Annotated in this window: 12 protein-coding genes; 6 read left to right on the top strand and 6 right to left on the bottom strand. The window is 64.4% G+C overall.

The window, feature by feature from the left end:
- The 5 genes from paaE (at position 1) to XH90_RS24985 (ending at position 5,161) form a co-directional block, all read left to right on the top strand.
- Positions 1-1,083, top strand: a complete 1,083-nt coding sequence (paaE, locus tag XH90_RS25005; protein ID WP_194476972.1) for a 1,2-phenylacetyl-CoA epoxidase subunit PaaE — start codon at positions 1-3, stop codon at positions 1,081-1,083.
- A 101-nt stretch (positions 1,084-1,184) separates the two neighbouring features.
- Complete coding sequence (gene paaI / locus XH90_RS25000) at positions 1,185-1,634, top strand: hydroxyphenylacetyl-CoA thioesterase PaaI (RefSeq protein WP_194476971.1); 450 nt, start codon at positions 1,185-1,187, stop codon at positions 1,632-1,634.
- Between the two features lie 32 nt (positions 1,635-1,666).
- Entirely contained in the window at positions 1,667-2,998 is a 1,332-nt protein-coding gene (gene paaK / locus XH90_RS24995) for a phenylacetate--CoA ligase PaaK (protein ID WP_194476970.1), read from the top strand.
- Between the two features lie 100 nt (positions 2,999-3,098).
- The gene (locus XH90_RS24990; protein WP_194482798.1) at positions 3,099-4,103 is read left to right on the top strand and encodes a zinc-binding alcohol dehydrogenase family protein; all 1,005 of its coding nucleotides are present in this window, start codon (positions 3,099-3,101) and stop codon (positions 4,101-4,103) included.
- 2 nt (positions 4,104-4,105) lie between these two features.
- Positions 4,106-5,161 (top strand): YeeE/YedE family protein, encoded by a 1,056-nt coding sequence (locus XH90_RS24985; RefSeq protein ID WP_194476969.1) that lies wholly within the window; start codon positions 4,106-4,108, stop codon positions 5,159-5,161.
- On the opposite strand, the gene XH90_RS24980 is transcribed toward XH90_RS24985, so the two are convergent.
- The gene (locus XH90_RS24980) at positions 5,140-6,057 is read right to left on the bottom strand and encodes a DMT family transporter (RefSeq protein ID WP_194476968.1); all 918 of its coding nucleotides are present in this window, start codon (positions 6,055-6,057) and stop codon (positions 5,140-5,142) included. The two genes, XH90_RS24985 and XH90_RS24980, sit on opposite strands and share 22 nt — an antisense overlap.
- A 101-nt stretch (positions 6,058-6,158) precedes the next feature.
- On the opposite strand from XH90_RS24980, the gene XH90_RS24975 reads away from it, so the two are divergent.
- Positions 6,159-7,598: a PLP-dependent aminotransferase family protein gene (locus XH90_RS24975; protein ID WP_194482797.1), complete on the top strand. Its 1,440-nt coding sequence runs from the start codon at positions 6,159-6,161 to the stop codon at positions 7,596-7,598.
- On the opposite strand, the gene XH90_RS24970 is transcribed toward XH90_RS24975, so the two are convergent.
- The 5 genes from XH90_RS24970 to XH90_RS24950 all read right to left on the bottom strand — a co-directional run bounded on the left by XH90_RS24970 (position 7,595) and on the right by XH90_RS24950 (position 12,373).
- Complete coding sequence (locus XH90_RS24970; RefSeq protein WP_194476967.1) at positions 7,595-8,818, bottom strand: bifunctional alpha/beta hydrolase/OsmC family protein; 1,224 nt, start codon at positions 8,816-8,818, stop codon at positions 7,595-7,597. The genes XH90_RS24975 and XH90_RS24970 overlap by 4 nt on opposite strands.
- 26 nt (positions 8,819-8,844) lie before the next feature.
- Complete coding sequence (locus XH90_RS24965) at positions 8,845-9,504, bottom strand: sulfite oxidase-like oxidoreductase (protein ID WP_194476966.1); 660 nt, start codon at positions 9,502-9,504, stop codon at positions 8,845-8,847.
- Between the two features lie 18 nt (positions 9,505-9,522).
- Positions 9,523-10,845 (bottom strand): MFS transporter, encoded by a 1,323-nt coding sequence (locus tag XH90_RS24960; RefSeq protein ID WP_194476965.1) that lies wholly within the window; start codon positions 10,843-10,845, stop codon positions 9,523-9,525.
- Between the two features lie 33 nt (positions 10,846-10,878).
- Positions 10,879-12,099, bottom strand: coding sequence for a cytochrome P450 (locus XH90_RS24955; RefSeq protein ID WP_194476964.1), 1,221 nt, complete (start codon positions 12,097-12,099; stop codon positions 10,879-10,881).
- A 64-nt stretch (positions 12,100-12,163) separates the two neighbouring features.
- On the bottom strand, positions 12,164-12,373 hold the full coding sequence (locus XH90_RS24950) for a ferredoxin (RefSeq protein ID WP_194476963.1): 210 nt from the start codon (positions 12,371-12,373) through the stop codon (positions 12,164-12,166).
- Positions 12,374-12,496 lie beyond the last annotated feature (123 nt).

Below are 12,496 nucleotides of genomic sequence, written 5' to 3'. Positions count from 1 at the left end.
ATGTCAGCAGCCGCACCGCGCTTCCATCGCCTGGCCGTCAACGATCTCCGCCGCGAGGCGTCCGACGCCGTTTCGATGACCTTTGCCATCCCGCGCGAGCTCGCGGACGACTATGCCTTCAGCCCTGGCCAATATCTCACGCTCCGCACCATGCTCGATGGCGAAGAGGTGCGTCGCTCCTATTCGATCTGCTCCGGCCCCGACGACGGCGAGATCCGCATTGCCGTGAAGAAGGTCGATGGCGGCGCGTTCTCGAGCTGGGCCGCCGACGAGTTGAAGCGTGGCGACGAGCTCGACGTGATGACGCCGACCGGGCGCTTTGGCGTGATTGAGCCGGCTGAATCTGGGCGCATCCATGTCGGCTTTGCCGCAGGCTCCGGCATCACGCCGATCCTGTCGATCGTAAAAGGCATCCTCGCGCGCGAGCCGGACAGTCGCTTCTTCCTGTTCTATGGCAACCGGGCGACCGACAACATCATGTTCCTGGAGGCGCTCGAGGAGCTGAAGGACCGCTTCATCGATCGCCTCTCGATCTTCAACGTCATCTCCGGCGAGGAGCAGGACATCCCGATCCTGCATGGCCGGCTCGACGGCGACAAGGTGAGGGTGTTGTTGCGCTCGCTGGTGCCGGCCGAAAGTGTCGATCATGTCTTCATCTGCGGTCCATCGGGCATGAGCGAGGAGATCGAGGCGACCTGCCGTGACATCGGCATCGCCGATGATCGCATTCATGTCGAGCGCTTCGTCTCCGAGTTCGGCGGCAAGCCGCGGCCGAAGAAGGTCGTTGCGCCCGACGCGCCGCCGAAGGCGATCGCGTCGCTGATCATCGACGGCAAGCGCCGCGATGTGCCGGTCGCCGAGGATGAAGCCATCCTCGATGCCGCGTTGCGCGCCGGCGTCGACCTGCCCTTCGCCTGCAAGGGGGGCATGTGCTCGACCTGCCGCGCCAAGCTGGTCGAGGGCGAGGCGCCGATGGACCTCAATTATTCGCTGGAACCCTGGGAGCTGAAAGCCGGGTTCGTTCTGACCTGTCAGGCCAAGCCGTCGTCGGAGCGGGTCGTGGTCGATTACGACCATGTCTGATCCGGCGGATCAGACCCCGATGATGCAAATGCGTCGCATTGTTTGACAGCTCAGGCCAACCAGCAGAACATCATGAAAAAGCATTTCGCCGGGAGAAGCGCGTGAACGTCAAAGCCGCCCTGTCGCCTGAGGATGTTGCCCGCGCCTGCGCCGACGCCATGTGGGCGGAGGACGATGCCTCCAAGGGGCTCGGCATGGAGATCATTGAGGCCGGTCCGGGCTTTGCGACGCTGGCGATGACGGTGCGGCCGGACATGGTCAACGGCCAGCGCATCGCCCATGGCGGCTTCATCTTCACGCTCGCCGATTCCGCCTTCGCTTTTGCCTGCAACTCGCACAATGATCGCGTTGTGGCGGCGCAAGGCCAGATCACGTTCATCAAGCCGGGCAAGCTCGGTGACCGCCTCGTCGCGAAGGCGCGAGAAGTCACTCGTGGCGGACGCTCCGGCATTTATGACGTGCGGGTTACCGCCGGCGACACCGTCATTGCCGAATTCCGTGGGCATTCGCGTGTCATTCCCGGCACGTGGCTGCCGACGCAAGATCAATAAACACAAGAACACATCGATGTGGGGAAACGAGTATGGCTTCGACGAAGCTGAAGGCAGGCGGCCACGCCTATAGCGCCGAGCTGGACGCGCATGAGCGCGCGTCACGCGACGAGATCATGGCGCTGCAGAAGCAGCGGCTGGCCTGGTCGCTGAAGCACGCCTACGACAACGTCGCGCATTATCGCAAGGCCTTCGACGAGGCCGGTGTGCATCCATCCGACTTTCGCGAACTCTCCGATCTCGCAAAATTTCCGTTCACGGTGAAGACGGATCTTCGCGACAACTATCCCTTCAACATGTTCGCCGTACCCCGCGAAAAACTTGTGCGCGTGCATGCCTCCTCCGGCACGACGGGCAAGCCTATCGTTGTCGGCTATACGCAAGCCGATATCGACACCTGGTCGGACGTCATGGCGCGCTCGATCCGCGCTGCCGGCGGCCGCACCGGCATGATCATTCATAACGCCTATGGTTATGGCCTCTTCACCGGCGGACTTGGCGTGCACTACGGTGCCGAAAAGCTCGGCTGCACGGTGGTGCCGATTTCTGGCGGCATGACCGAGCGGCAGGTGCAGCTCATCAACGACTTCCGGCCCGACATCATCACGGTGACGCCGAGCTACATGCTGGCGATCCTCGACGAGTTCAAACGCCAGAAGCTCGATCCGCGACAGTGCTCGCTCAAGGTCGGCATCTTCGGCGCCGAGCCCTGGACCAATGCGATGCGCAGCGAGATCGAGGACGCCTTCGACATGGATGCGACCGACATCTATGGCCTCTCCGAGGTGATCGGCCCTGGCGTCGCGCAGGAGTGCATCGAGACCAAGGACGGGCTGCATATCTGGGAAGACCATTTCTATCCTGAGGTGATCGACCCGCAGACGGGCGCCGTGCTTCCCGATGGCGAGAAGGGCGAGTTGGTGTTCACCTCGCTCACCAAGGAAGCCTTCCCGGTGATCCGCTATCGCACCCGCGACCTGACCCGGCTGCTGCCGGGCACGGCGCGGCCGGGCATGCGTCGCATGGAGAAAGTGACGGGGCGATCGGACGACATGATCATCCTGCGCGGCGTCAACCTGTTCCCGACCCAGATCGAGGAGGTGCTGCTTGCGACCGATTGGTGCGGAGGCCACTTCATCCTGGAGTTGACCCGCGAGGGCCGGATGGACGAGCTGACCATCATCGCCGAGGCACGGCCTGAAAGCTGGGACGGCAGGGGGCTGGTCGACCATGCCGACCGGATCTCGACCCATATCAAGAACACCATCGGCGTCAGCTCGCGGGTGCAAGTCGTCGCGCCGGCCACGCTGGAACGCTCGCTCGGCAAGGCCAAGCGGCTCTACGACAAGCGGCCCAAGGATTGATCAAGGCCTGGCCAAGGACTGACTTGACGGATTGACTTGACGGATTGACTTGGCTGCCCCCAAAGGCGACAAGGCCCGCGAGAAATCGCGGGTCTTTCTGATGTCGCCAGCCGATACCAAAACCGTCGAGGCGCGTTGCGTCCGCCTCAACGCCAAGGCGGACAACGCCGCTGTGGTTGCGCCCAGCGTCGAGCGTCATGTGCTCGCGCGCGGCCCGAACGACCTCCTGATCGAGGTCAAGGCTGCTGCCGTCAACCCGTCCGATGTCAAGGCCGCCACCGGGCTGATGCCCTATGCCGTGTTCCCGCGCACGCCGGGCCGTGACTACGCCGGCGTGGTGATCGACGGACCGGCCGGCACGGTCGGCCGCGAAGTGTTCGGCTCCTCCGGCGATCTCGGCATCCGCCGCGACGGCACGCACGCAAGCCATCTCGTGGTCGAAGTCGACGCCGTAGTGGAGAAGCCAACGACGGTGTCGTGGGAGGAGGCCGCCGGAATCGGCGTGCCCTTTGTGACCGCGATGGAAGGGTTTCGCCGTGCCGGCCTTCCAAAGCAAGGCGAGACGGTGCTGGTGTTCGGCGTCAACGGCAAGGTCGGCCAGGCTGCGGTGCAGATCGCGACCTGGCAGGGCGCGCGCGTCATCGGTGTTGTGCGCAAGGCGGAAGCCTATGAAGGCCACAGCAACGCACCGATCGAGGTCATCGACGCGTCCACGACCGACGTCGCCGCGCGCGTGCGCGAGCTGACTGGCGGCAAGGGCGCCGACATCGTCTTCAACACGGTCGGCGATCCCTACTTTCAGGCGGCGCACAAATCGCTCGCGCTGCGCGGCCGCCAGATCCTGATCGCGGCGATCGACCGTATCGTGCAGTTCAACATTCTGGAATTCTATCGTGGACAGCACACCTATGTCGGTATCGACACGCTAGGCCTGTCGTCGGCGGCCACAGGCGCGGTGCTGCGCGATCTCGGTCCGGGCTTTGCGAGTGGTCATCTCAAGCCGTTCCCGATCAAGGCGAATGCGGTCTATCCGCTGGAGCGTGCGAAGGAGGCGTATCTCGCCGTTGCCGGCTCGTCGCGCGACCGTGTGATCCTGCGGCCGTAACCATGGAATCCACCCAACTCGTCATCCTCGTCGGCCTCATCATCGGCCTGGTTTACGGCTCCGTCGGCCTGCTCAGCGGCTTCTGCCTGATGAGCAGCATGCGCGGGTGGCTGGCGGAGGGGGACGGCCGGCTGGTGCGGTCCTATGCGCTGGCTATTGCGGTCGCGATCGCCGCGAGCCAGCTCCTCGCCGGCAAGGGCATGGTCGATCTCGGCAAGTCGATCTACCTGCAACCGACCTTCTCGGTGCCGACCCTGTTCCTCGGCGGCCTGCTGTTCGGTTACGGCATGGTGTTGTCGAACGGCTGCGGCTCACGCGCGCTGGTGCTGCTTGGGCGCGGCAATCTGCGCTCTTTCGTCGTCGTGATCGTGCTCGCCATTGCCGCGCAGATGACGCTGAAGGGCCTGATTGCACCGGCGCGCATTGCGCTGGTTCAGGCGTCGCAGACGACTGTCAATGCGAGCTCGCTGCCGTTGATGCTGACGACGCTCGGTGTCGCCGACGCAGTTTCGCGCGCGCTTGCCGCCGCCGCAATCGTCGTTGCACTGCTCCTGTTCGCCTTCGCGCACTCGCCGTTTCGCCGCTCGCCGGGCCAGATCGCGGCGGGCGTCGTCGTCGGCCTTCTCGTCGCAGGTGGCTGGTATGTCACCGGCTATCTCGGCGCCGACGATTTCAATCCAGTCCCGGTGACCTCGCTCACCTTCATCGCGCCGATCGCCGATAGCCTGCAATACGCGATGCTCTCGACCGGCCTGACGCTGAACTTCGGCGTCGCGACCGTTGGTGGAGTTTTCGCCGGCAGCCTGATCACTGCGCTCGTCACGGGCCGATTCCACCTCGAAGGCTATTCCTCGCCACGCCATATGCTGCGCTCGGCCGGCGGCGCGGCGCTGATGGGCATCGGCGGCGTGATGGCGTTCGGCTGCTCGATCGGGCAGGGGCTGACTGGCCTGTCGACGCTCGCGCTTGGTTCGTTCGTTGCGGTCGCCGGCATCCTGCTCGGCACGACGGCGGGCCTGCGCGGCAGCTTGCGTATTCAACCGCTTGCCTCCGCCTGACGGCGCAGCAGCCGGTCGCCCAGAGTCGCAAGGCCGATGCCGGTCACGATGAGCGCCGCCGCGATGACAAGGCTTCTGTCAATTGGCTCGCCCAGCAGGACCGCGGCGGCGGCGATGCCGACGAGCGGAGTCCCGGTGGTGCCCAGCGAGGTCGTGAGCGCCGAGATGCTCCTGTTGACCATCGACATCGCCCAATAGGCGAGCGCAGTCCCGATCAGGCCGGAATACAGAAACAGCAGGACGATCTTCCACGACCATTGCGCATGCGGCAGGCCGTCGGTAACCGCCGCCGAGGCAGTCAGAATCAGGGTCGCCACCAGCACCTGCCAGATCAGGAGCTGGAGCGGCGAAGCGATCCAGCGATGCGCGCGGATATAGATGATGTTCGCGGCCCAGGAGATCGCGGCCAGGATCACCATGCCGGCGCCGAGCAGGGCGTTCGTGTTGGTCCAGTCGATCGGCGTTGGATTCAGGATCACGGCAAGCCCGACCAGGCCGAGCAGGGCGCCGGCGAGCTTTGGCGCGGTGAGCTTATCCTTCCCGAGCAAGGGCGCGGCGATCGCGACCCAGAGCGGTGTGGTGTATCCGAGCACGATGGCCTTGCTCGCAGGCAGGAAGCGCACACCGGCTGCAACCAGGACGGAGAATATCGTCATGTGCAGCAGCGCGACGCTGAGGACGACCGGAATGTCACGTCGGTCCGGGATCACCAGATTGTTGCTCAGTCCGAGGATCACGAACAATCCGGCGAGCGCGATCCAGCTCCGGATCGCCGACGTCCATAGCGGCGGCAGGAACTGAACGAGCTGCTTCGTCACCGACCAGTTCACGCCCCAGGCCAGCACGACGATGAGGAACAGGCCGACGGCCGCGCGAGACGAGAGGGAAGTGTTCATTGCGAAGTACCTTGAAGCAGTCCGATCCCGTGGATAGCATCCGGTCTGGTACCTTAAAAAGTACCAGATCGGAGTGAAGTGGAGTGCCAGTTTCAGAAAGCATGATCTCCGCGCTGATCGACCTCGATCGGGCCGGCGATGAGGGCTTGGTTGCGCAGCTAACGAGCCAGCTCCGAAGCCTGATCGCGGTTGGCCGGCTCGCCAAAGGCCGCACGCTGCCGTCGAGCCGCCAGCTTGCGAGCGATCTCGGCGTCTCCCGCAACACCGTCACCTACGCATTCGAGCAACTCGCCGCCGAAGGATATCTCGCGGCGTCGCACGGACGTCGTCCCGTGGTGACGGTCGACGGCGGTGAGCGTTTCGAAGGGGCGGGTGCCGCCGCGTCTAACGTGCCGTCTGCCAAGCCGCGGCTCTCGCCTTGGGCGTCGAAGCTCAAGCGGACGGATTGGCCGATGTCTTATCAGGCCTTGCTGAAACCGTTGCGTCCGGGACATGGAGATGCGCGCGAGTTTCCGAACGAGATCTGGGCACGCTGCTTGCGCCGCAGCGCCGTGCGCGCCGCCAGGCGCGAGCCTGGTCCGGTCAACCGCACGCGCCTGCGTGAGGCGCTGGCACATTATCTGGCGACAAGCAGAGGCGTTCGCGCCACGACGGACCAGATCATGATCCTGCCGAGTGCGCAGGCCGCGCTGACCCTGATCGCGGCTGTCCTGACGACACCCGGCGACGACGTCCGGGTCGAGGATCCCGGCTATCCCGGCGCCGCAGCGGCTTTCCGTGCATCCGGTGCGCGCGTGACCGGCATGGGACTGGACCAGCAGGGCATGCAGCGGATGCCGGGAATGGCCGCGCCGAAGCTCATCTTCATGACGCCGTCGCACCAGCATCCCACCGGACGGCTGATGTCGCTCGCCCGCCGCACCGAGTTTCTCAGGTCGAGCATGTCAGGCAGGACCTGGATCGTGGAGGACGATTACGACGGCGAGTTCCACTATGACAGCCGACCGGTGCCCGCCCTGCAAGGCCTCGATGTCCACGGTCGTGTGCTCTATGTCGGCACCTTCTCGAAGGCGATGACGTCGGATATCCGGCTCGGCTATCTCGTCGTGCCGCCGGCACTGATCGGCACATTCGAGATCGCGCAGCGGCACATCGGCTTGATCGCGTCGAGCCACATCCAGGAAGCTCTCGCCGAGTTCATCGCGGAAGGGCATTTCCTTGCGCATCTGCGCCGGATGCGCCGGCTCTATCACCTCAGGCGCGATCACCTCGTCGAAGGACTGGGGCGTCGTCTTGGCGAGGTACTCTCGGTCGAAGTGCCCTCGGGCGGCATCCAGCTGGTCGCCCGTCTCAAACGAGGTCACGCCGATCAGGCGGTGGTGAAGCGGCTGGTGGAGGCAGGCGTCGAAACGCGCGCCTTGTCGAGCCTGGCGCTCGGCAAGCCGCGCGATCACGGCCTGCTGCTCGGCTTTGCGGCCTGGCGCGAGAGCGAGATCAGCGCTGCAGTGCGGACAATGGCGTCGTGCTTCTCGCGCGGCTAGTCGACAGCCTTGGTCACGATGCGGATCTCCGAGGTCAGCGTCCGGTGCACCGGGCACTTGTCGGCGATCTCCATCAGCTTCTTGCGCTGCTCGGTGTCGAGCGTGCCGTCCATTGAGATGTCGCGCTCGATCTGGTCGAGCATGCCGTCGCGCGTCTCGCATTCCGCGCAGTCCTTCGCGTAGATCTTGGAATGTTTCAGCGTGACGGTGACGCGGTCGAGCGGCAGCGACTTGCGGTCGGCATAGAGGCGCATGGTCATGGAGGTGCAGGCGCCGAGACCGGCGAGGAGGAAATCGTAGGGACCAGGGCCGGCATCCTCGCCGCCGGCAGCCTTCGGCTCGTCCGCCACCAGATGATGCGGCCCGACGGTGACGAGCTGGTTGAACTTGCTCTTGCGGGTCTCCTGCACCACGACTCTTCGCGGCTCGTCCGCGACATCAGCAACCGCTGCGGGCTTCGCGGTGTCGATGTAGCGGCTGGCCCAGGCGGCAATCACATCGGCTGCATAGAGCGCGTCGGCGGGCTTCGTCAGCAGATGGTCGGCGTGGTCGAGCGAGACGAAGCTCTTGGGGTGCCTTGCTGCAACGAAGATCTTGGTCGCATTGTCGATGCCGACGGTATCGTCGACCGGCGACTGCATCACCAGCAGCGCCTTGTGCAGGCCGGTCACGTCCTTCATCAACTCGTGCTCGACGATATCATCGAGGAATTCGCGCTTGATCCGGAACGGGCGGCCCGCGAGCGAGACTTCGACCGCACCCTGAGCGCGGATGCCGTCGATATGCTCCTTGAAAAGACCGGTGACATGGGCCGGGTCGGACGGCGCCGCGATGGTCGCGACAGCCTTGGCCTCGGGAATCTTGCCGGCGGCTGCCAGGATCGCAGCGCCGCCCAGGCTGTGACCGATCAGGATCGACGGCGCCTTGCGGGTCGTGCGCAGGTGATCCGCTGCGTGCACGAGATCGGCGACGTTCGAGGAGAACGTCGAATTGGCGAAATCGCCTTCGCTGGAGCCGAGCCCGGTGAAGTCGAAGCGCAGCACGGCGATGCCCTTGGCGGCGAGCACAACCGAGATGCGCTTCGCGGCCAGCGTGTCCTTGCCGCAAGTAAAACAATGCGCGAACAGCGCGTAGGCCGCGGGCTCGCCGTCGGGCAGCTCCAGCGCGGCTGCGAGCTGATGGTCGCCTTCCCCGGTGAATTGAAAGCGTTCCGTCGGCATGAGCTTTCCCCCGTGTTTGCTTGACCCTAATCGCCTGTATAGCGCTGTTCGGCCCAGGGATCTCCACGGTTATGGTAGCCGCGGACTTCCCAGAAACCCGGCGCATCTTCGGTCGTGAATTCGATGGCCTGGAGCCATTTGGCGCTCTTCCAGAAATACAGATGCGGCACAACGAGCCGCACCGGGCCGCCATGCTCGTCCGACAGCGGCTGGCCCGACCAGCTATGGGCGAGGAGCGCTTCCTCGGCGGCAAAGTCGTCCAGCGCGAGATTGGTGGTGTATCCATCATAGGAATGCAGCACGACGAAGTGCGCATCGTCGCGCGGCTGGCAGGCCGCGAGCAGCTCGCGGGTCGCAAGTCCTTCCCACTCGTTGTCGTACCGCGACCAGGTCGTCACGCAGTGGATGTCGGACGTGAACCGGTCCTGCTTCTGCGCGATGAACTCCGCAAAAGTCCAGAACACCGGCTTCTCGATGGCGCCATAGACGTCCAGCCGCCAGCGCTCGCGTGACACCGGAGGCACGACACCGAGATCGAGCACCGGCCAGTCCTGGGTCAGATGCTGGCCCGGCGGCAGCCGCTGGTCCTCCGGACGCGTCACCTTGCCCGTGAGAAAGCGGCCCTCACGCGCCCATCTCTCCTTGGTGCGCGTCAGCTTGCTGTCGGATGGCGTCTCGTCGGCCATGGGCTACTCGTGAATGGGCTACTCGTGACGGTGCATCGCGGAGGTGTGCTTGGTATCGCGCATGGTGGAATAGATGATCAGCGACAGGAAGATGACGCCGGCGAGATAGTAGTAGAACCACTGCTCGTGCCCGATGGTCTTGAAATAGAGCGCGATCGCCGGCGCAGTGCCGCCGAAGATCGAGACCGTGATGGCGTAGGGCAGGCCGACGCCGAGCGCGCGGACATTGGTCGGGAACAGCTCGGCTTTCACCACCGCGTTGATAGAGGTGTAGCCGGCAACGAACAGCCAGGCGCAGCAGATCAGGACGAACGCCATGAACGGCGACTTGGTCTCCTTCAACGTCATCAGCAGCGGTACGGTGGCGAGCGTGCCGGCGACGCCGAAGAAGATCAAGAGCGGTTTGCGCCCGATCTTGTCGGAGATGGCGCCATAGATCGGCTGGAGGATGGTCGCGAAGATCAGCGTGCCGAAGATCACGAAGGTGGTCTGATCCTCGGTCAGCCCGACCGAAAGCTTGACGAAGGTCTGCATGTAGGTGGTGAAGGTGTAGAACGCCGCGGTGCCGCCGGCGGTCAGGCCGACGACCAGCAACAGCTCGCGCGGATAGCGCAGCAGGTTGGTCAGTGAGCCGGTCGGCTGAACTTTCTTCTTGGCTTCCTCGAACGCCTCGGTCTCATGCAGGCCGCGCCGCATCACAGCGGCGAAGATCGCGAGCGCCGCGCCGATCGCAAACGGAATGCGCCAGCCCCAGGCCTTGAGCTGGTCGGGCGTGAGGAACACCTTTTGCAGGAGCAGCAGCACGATGATCGCGGTGAGCTGGCCGCCGATCAGCGTGACGTATTGAAAGCTCGAATAAAAGCCGCGGTGTTTGGGATCGGCGACCTCGCTGAGATACGTGGCGCTGGCGCCATATTCGCCGCCGAGACTCAGGCCCTCGATGACGCGGGCCAGCGCCAGAATCACCGGCGCGGCGAATCCGATCTTGGCATAGGTCGGCGTCAGCGCGATGATCAGCGAGCCGAAGCACATGAACACGACCGACAGGGTCAGCGAAATGCGGCGGCCGAAATGGTCGGCCAGGTAGCCGAAAAACCAGCCGCCCAGCGGGCGCATCAGGAAGGTCGCAGCGAACACCACTGCGGCGTTCAATTGCTGCACCACGGGATCGCTGCCGGGAAAGAAGGCCGGGGCGAAATAGAGCGCGAACGCGGTATAGGCGTAGAAATCGTACCACTCGACGAGATTGCCGACGGAGCCGATGAAGATTGCCTTGATCCGCCGCTCGGCGTCGGCGATGTCGAAATGGTCGGAGGCCGGTTGGATTGATTGCTCTGTCACGTCCGGCCTCCCAGAAATCCGCTGCCTGGGAGGTTACATCGCCCTTCCAAACAGAATTGGCAACTGCCGGGGGCCTCTCACCGTACCCTGCGACCAGGTCACGGTCCCGGCAGGATCGAGGACGAAGTCCGGAATTCGCTTCAGCCATTCCTCCAGCGCAACCTGCATCTCCATCCGCGCAAGGTTGGAACCGACACAGCGGTGGATGCCGAGGCCAAAGGCAGCGTGGCGATTCTCCCGGCGGTCGATCACGACTTTGTCAGCGTCCGGAAACATCTTTGGGTCGCGATTGGCTGCCGGGAAGGACAGCAGCACCATGTTGCCCGTCTTGACCGGGCAGCCCGAGATCGTGGTCTCTTTCACAACCTCGCGCGCCATCGTCACCGGCGAATAGGCGCGCAGCAGCTCCTCCACGGCGGTCGGGATCAGTGATGGCTCGGCGATCAGACGTTCACGGTCGGCAGGCGTCCTGGCAAGATGCCAGAGCGAGGACCCGATCGCGCTCCAGGTCGTGTCGATGCCGGCGATCAGGAGCAGCCGCAGCGACCCCAGCACGTGGGATTCCTCCAGCGGTTGACCTTCCTTGTCCTTGGCATTCATCAGATAGGAGATCAGGTCGTCAGTCGGCTTCGATCTTCGCTCTTCGATATGCGCCCTGAAATAGTCGCTCATCTCCTGCACGGCCTGGAGCAGCTTGCTCTCGTCCTTGATACCGAGCTCCAGGATCATGTGGATCCAGTTGATGAAGAGATCGCTGTCGCTCTCGGGAATGCCGAGCATGTGCGCGATGGCTTGAACCGGGATATATTTGCTGTAGCGCGCGGCTGCGTCGACCTTGCCGTCGGCGATGAAGCCGTCGATCAGCTCGTTGCAGATCGCACGCATGCGCGGCTCGAGCTTCTTCATCGCGTCCGGCGTGAACGGCGGCAGCAGCAATTGCTTGGCCGGCTTGTGCACGGGCGGATCGGACGTGATCGGCGGGGCCGCGTTCCTGGCGATCTCGGGGCGGACGTCGCGAACGATGATGCGGCGCGACGAAAAATGCTCGGTGTCGTTGGCGATTTCGCGCACCGCTTCATAGGTCGTCGGCATGTAGCAGCCGAGGAAGCGCTCGGTATGCACGACCGGGCTCGCGGCGCGTAGCTCCTCCCAGATCGGGAAGGGGTCATCAGTCCATTGCGGGTCCGTGTGGTCGAAATCGTTGACCCAGTCGGTCACGGGCGGATGGGCGGCAGGCTGGCTGACGTCGGACATCTCTAGAAATCCCTTGGGGCTCGTGTTCGCTGAAGGCAGGCAAGGTGCGCGGGCAAGGGCCGCGCTACTCCTCGATCACATCGATCGCGATTTCAGGGCAGTTGGATTTGGCAAGCCAGGCCTTGTCTTCGAGGCCCGGCGGAACCGTGCCGTCGCCGGCCGCGTGGGCGTTGCCGTATTCGTCGAGCTCGAACAGCTCCGGCGCCAGCGCCTTGCAGCGCGCGTGGCCCTGACATTTGTCGGGATCGACGTGAACTTTCAGTCGTTCTGCCATTGCGGCTCCCTCGGTCGATGCGCGTGGCCCGAAGGGCGGCGCGTTCCTCATGTCGATCTTGTCCGCGGCATTTGCCGCTTGTTCTAAGTTATATGCTATTACATTCGCGGCAGGCTTCCCCTG

This window comes from Bradyrhizobium sp. CCBAU 53338, assembly GCF_015291665.1.
Taxonomy (GTDB): Bacteria; Pseudomonadota; Alphaproteobacteria; order Rhizobiales; family Xanthobacteraceae; genus Bradyrhizobium.
This window is presented reverse-complemented; position numbering and strand designations above follow the sequence as displayed.